Origin of the sequence: Candidatus Aquicultor secundus (assembly GCF_002791875.1) — a bacterium.
GTDB classification, from domain to species: Bacteria; Actinomycetota; Aquicultoria; order Aquicultorales; family Aquicultoraceae; genus Aquicultor_A; species Aquicultor_A secundus.
Window position 1 is genome coordinate 1 of record NZ_PFNG01000018.1, and the last position, 4,674, is coordinate 4,674.

The 4,674-nt window shown below is 51.9% G+C and carries 4 protein-coding genes; 1 reads left to right on the top strand and 3 read right to left on the bottom strand.

What is annotated here, in order from left to right:
- Positions 1-126 precede the first annotated feature (126 nt).
- Positions 127-1,512 carry a dihydrolipoyl dehydrogenase gene (gene lpdA / locus COY37_RS00580; protein ID WP_286678863.1) on the top strand — a complete coding sequence of 462 codons (1,386 nt, stop codon included), beginning with the start codon at positions 127-129 and terminating at the stop codon, positions 1,510-1,512.
- Here the strand turns inward: lpdA and COY37_RS00585 are convergent.
- The 3 genes from COY37_RS00585 to COY37_RS00595 all read right to left on the bottom strand — a co-directional run.
- Entirely contained in the window at positions 1,501-1,644 is a 144-nt protein-coding gene (locus tag COY37_RS00585) for a putative universal stress family protein (RefSeq protein ID WP_286678864.1), read from the bottom strand. The two genes, lpdA and COY37_RS00585, sit on opposite strands and share 12 nt — an antisense overlap.
- Positions 1,608-2,342, bottom strand: coding sequence for a universal stress protein (locus COY37_RS00590; RefSeq protein ID WP_286678865.1), 735 nt, complete (start codon positions 2,340-2,342; stop codon positions 1,608-1,610). The genes COY37_RS00585 and COY37_RS00590 overlap by 37 nt, the downstream gene beginning before the upstream one ends.
- Positions 2,339-4,674 (bottom strand): glycoside hydrolase family 65 protein (locus COY37_RS00595; protein WP_286975493.1); only part of this gene is annotated, 2,336 nt, incomplete at its 5' end. The genes COY37_RS00595 and COY37_RS00590, both read right to left, overlap by 4 nt.

The following is a 4,674-nucleotide window of genomic DNA, read 5'->3' on the forward strand; positions in this document are numbered from 1 at the left end:
CACCTTTCCACTTTCCAATTAGATTTCTGAATAATTCAATCTATTTTCCATTTTCTATTTTCAATTCTCTACCAAGAAGGGTATGTACTAATCAAACTCTTGATTTCCAACTGGGGTGTGAGGATCGTGGAGAGGTATGAGATTGCTATAATCGGTTCGGGACCGGCCGGCTATGTAGGCGCTGTTACGGCAGCGCAAGCGGGCGTTCCCGTATGCATCATCGAAAAAAGTGATTTTGGAGGGGTCTGCCTAAATATGGGCTGCATACCGACAAAAGCGCTGGTCGCGTCGGCAAAAGCGCTGAGAAACGCGCGGCGTGCGGGTGAATACGGTATCGATATTGGGGGTACCATTCAAACATCACTGGAAAAATTGCAGGCTCGAAAAGACCGGGTGGTCGATATCGAGAAGCAGGGTCTGGTTAAACTGGTAGAGAAAAGCGATGTGCAGATAATAAAGGGGCATGCCAGCTTCAAGGATACAAATTCTCTTAAAATCAGCGGCTCTGACGGAGAGAAAACGATTTTCGCAAAAAACATTATTGTAGCCACCGGCTCTAAACCCCACGCATTGTCGTTTTTACCCTACGACGGGGTCAAAGTGCTTTCAAGCGATGATCTTTTACGCCTTGCTAAGCTGCCCGACTCGATGCTGATTATCGGCGGCGGCTACATCGGCTGTGAGTTCGCTTCCATTTTCTCGGCGCTCGGCACAAAAATCACCATCATCGAGGCACTGCCGAGTCTCCTTACGGGTACCGATGAAGAGGTCTCCACCATCCTGGCCAGGGAATTTAAAAAGGTCGGCATCGATGTAAGAACAAATAGCACGCTTGTAGGAACTAAAGTTGAAGACAAAGTCGAAGCGACCATCGAAGATGGAACCGTCTTTACCGCAGATATCGCACTGGTCGCCATCGGTCGCGTCCCTTCAACCGGTGGCGTTGACCTTGAGAAAATAGGCGTCGAGACCCTTCCGAATGGTGGTATTAAAGTAAACAATCAGATGATGACGAATATACCCGGTATCTATGCGGTCGGAGATGTCATCGGCAATCCGATGCTGGCTCATGTCGCCTCTGCCGAGTGCAAAGTTGCGGTCGCAAACGCCCTTGGAAACCGCTACATGATGGACTATACGGTTATCCCAAGCGGGATATACACATACCCCGAGATCGGGAGCGTCGGTATTACCGAAAACCAGGCCAGGGACATGGGTATGGATGTTAAAATCGGCCGTGTTCAGCTTCGTAGCCTGGGAATATCGCACACCTCGGGTGAAATCGCAGGCATAGCCAAAATCATAACCGATGCCATATCGGATAGAATCGTAGGGGCTCATGTCATCGGCGATCGCGCCACCGATATTATCCACGAGGTGGCTGTGGCCATGTACCAGGGGATGACGGCATCCGCCCTCAGTATGGTAATCCATGCCCATCCGACGTTTTCCGAGCTTATATCCGAAGCCGCCCTGGACGTTAACGGCGATGCGAAAAACTTATTCTCTTGACCATATCAGCAGAATAGGCATATCGGTTCGACGAAGAAGCTCTTTTACGGTCGTGGCGCGCTCGGCCTCGAGGTGACCGTGCCAGCCAAGGGCTATCAGCTCATCGCCGTTTTCCTGAGCGAATTTGAGCATAACATCGCCGGTTCACCCTCGCGCTCATAGAGCCTTAAGGTCACCTCCGGCGGTCGCTGTGCATAGAAACGCTCAACGAACTCCTGAGCCCAGGCGGGCCAGTCGTATCGCGGGTAATCCACATAACGGGGCGGCGTAATCGTACCCGGCTCACGGGAAGGTCTCTCGCCGACAACCCCGATGTTGAGCACGTCGACCTCGGCATGAACACGCTTTGCGAGGTTATATACCTGGATCATGACGGCCGCGGCGGTAGGCGATCCGTCTTGCGGCACCAGCATTTTTTCCGGTTTCCACTGGGGGTCGGGTAGATGAGCGATATCAGGCCTGATAACCAAGACCGGATTAATGGCCCGCTGCACTATCCCCATAGCGGTACTTCCCAAAAGGTGCTCTTTGTTAAATGTCCACCCGTGGCTGGACATTACGATCATCTGCGTATCGACGCAGGCAGCAAAACGAAGGATTTCGTCAACTACATCCGCTCCCCGGATCTGGTGCAGTGAGAAATCCCTTACTTCAATCTGCCCTATTTTAAGCTTCTTAACCAGGTCTTTTTCAGATAACAGCTCATCGGTTACATGAACGATGTAAAGCACGGCCCCCATGATATTCGTCATGGCCTCGGCCGCGCCCAACGCTTTTACCGAAATTTCAGATCCGTCAAGAGGTAGAATAACCGCCGGTCTGTTTCTCATGCTACACCTTCTTGCCCCTTCCCATCGATATCGCGCCAGGTAGTGCCATCCCATTCAGACCTGTATGTCGCACCTGGCCTAAGCGTTTGCAGCTGACGGCCGTAAATTCCGACCCTGACCTCATTTGCATGCCCGATGGTAATAGTAATTTGTTTGTTTCTTTCAACATCGAAGTCGATATGATTGTTGCGCCAGATGAACGCAAACTTCATCCGGTCCCATTCTTCCGGAAGCTTTGGATCTATATAGAAACCGTCCTCTTCGGCTCGCATACCCGTAAATCCCATAATTAGTTGCTGCCACAGGCCTCCCAGGGCGGCCGCATGGACTCCTCCGGCCGCGCTACCCATGTTGTTGGCCAGGTCGATCTGAGCTGCCTGGCGGAAGTAACGCATAGCCATATCCATCCTACCGAGCCGTGCCGCAACAAGACCGTACATACTTGGCGACAGCGAACTACCGTGCCCGGTGCGGCGCTCGTAATACTCAAAGTTTTCCTTAATAACGTCTTCGCTAAACTTGTTTTCTAACAGATAAAGGAGCATAACCACATCCGCTTGCTTCACGAGCTGCGACGCGGCTGTCTCTTCCCTGCCAAGAATCGAGTCGAGTGGGGCGGTTCTCGGTTCGAACTTATAGACATCGATATCCTTCAACTTAAAGAAACCGTCGAACTGCTCGATAAGGTTTCCGTGATTCATGTCGATATACATGTGCTCGGAAACATCCGCCCACTCAATCAGCTCGTTCTCGTCAAGAGCGATCTTTTCTTTAAGCGCAAGCCACTTCTCAGGATGGTGGCTCTTCAGATAGTTGATGGCGTCTACGGCCCTCTCTATATTCCAAACCGCCATCATATTTGTATAGGTGTTGTCGTTTACAATCTCATGGTACTCGTCCGGGCCCTCTATGTTGAGGATACGATAGATACCGTCATGCTCTTCGACACGGCTTACCCAAAACCGGGCTGTTTCAATTAATATTTCTGATCCGGCGTTCACGATGAAGTCCTCATCCCGCGTGGCGATCCAGTATTGCCACACACCGTAAGCGATGGCGCAATTGATATGTTGCTCAAGTTTGCCTGAGAGAATCAGGATTACCTCGCCGTTTGGCGCGATTACGCTTTCCGGGGTCATCTCCTCACCGGTGCTCGTTGATTCCCAGGCGAACATGGCGCCTTTGGCGCCCATGTCTTTCGCTTCCTGTCGTGCAGCATCAATCGTATGGTAGCGGTACATAAGCATAGCCCTCGCGGTTGCCGGGTGCGTGTAGATAAAAAATGGGATCATGAACATATCCGCATCCCAGAATATATGGCCCTTGTAGATTGTGCCGGTAAGGGTTCTGGCGCTGATCGATACGCGCTCATCAAAACCGTTGCCGGCGATTATTAAATGGTATCCCGCGAAATTGGCCCATAACTGTGCATCCCGGTTGCCGCCAATCTTAATGGCCGTATCTTCCCAGCGTTTCGCCCAGGCCTCTACATGTGCGAGGAGCATATCATCAAAACCGCGTCCCGCATATGCGTTGACTTCGTCGCTTGCCTTTTGCGCGGGATTGCCCGTGTCTCTGGTGGTATAGATGCCGACGAATTTATCGATTTCTATTTCCTGGCCCTCGTCGGCCTGCCATCTCCATTGCTCGCTGGCACCGCATTCGTTGATAAATGTGCGATAGTCGGGCTTTAGCATACCGCCCCTTACCACGCTTAGCTGGGCTTCGGCGATTTGAATATCGGTAAGCTCGGTTTTCGCCACCACAATGACGCCCCGGTCGCCGTCCAGACTGCGCTTTTCGATAGGCTCGGCTGCAAGGCCGGCTTTGCGACAGAGTTCAATACCCGTCTCAACGCGTATTTCTCCCCTGTAGTTTTCTGGGACAACACGAATCCTGAGCGCCATTGCATGGGGCTCTGCAAGTGACGCAAACCTCGAGAATCGTATTGACGTTATGCGGCCCTTTTCGCCTCTGTGACGCCACTCTCGGTGCATAACTCCTTTTCCCATATCAAGGATACGTTTGTGACTAAGTATCGTCCGCTCATCCATCGTAAGTTCTTGACCATCCACATATATCCTGGTAAACACCCAATCGGCTATTATGGAAAGCTCTTCGATCTCACCCGGAGCGGGCCTGGCGTAAACGCCTGCCAACAAGGTTGCGGGCTCGGAACCCAGATCTTGCTCCTCGAGCGAGCCACGGGTGCCGAGGTATCCGTTTCCAACGGTAAAAATGGATTCGACCTCACGCTCGCGTAACGGGTCGTATCCATCCTCGACGATTAGAAACGTCGGGTCGTCTGTTACGCAAAGCTTCTTGTTTAGTT

Bases quoted from the DNA above. Each gene is read 5' to 3' on its own strand.
- COY37_RS00585 (WP_286678864.1), bottom strand. From the start codon at position 1,644: ATGCTCAAATTCGCTCAGGAAAACGGCGATGAGCTGATAGCCCTTGGC.
- COY37_RS00590 (WP_286678865.1), bottom strand. From the start codon at position 2,342: ATGAGAAACAGACCGGCGGTTATTCTACCTCTTGACGGATCTGAAATT.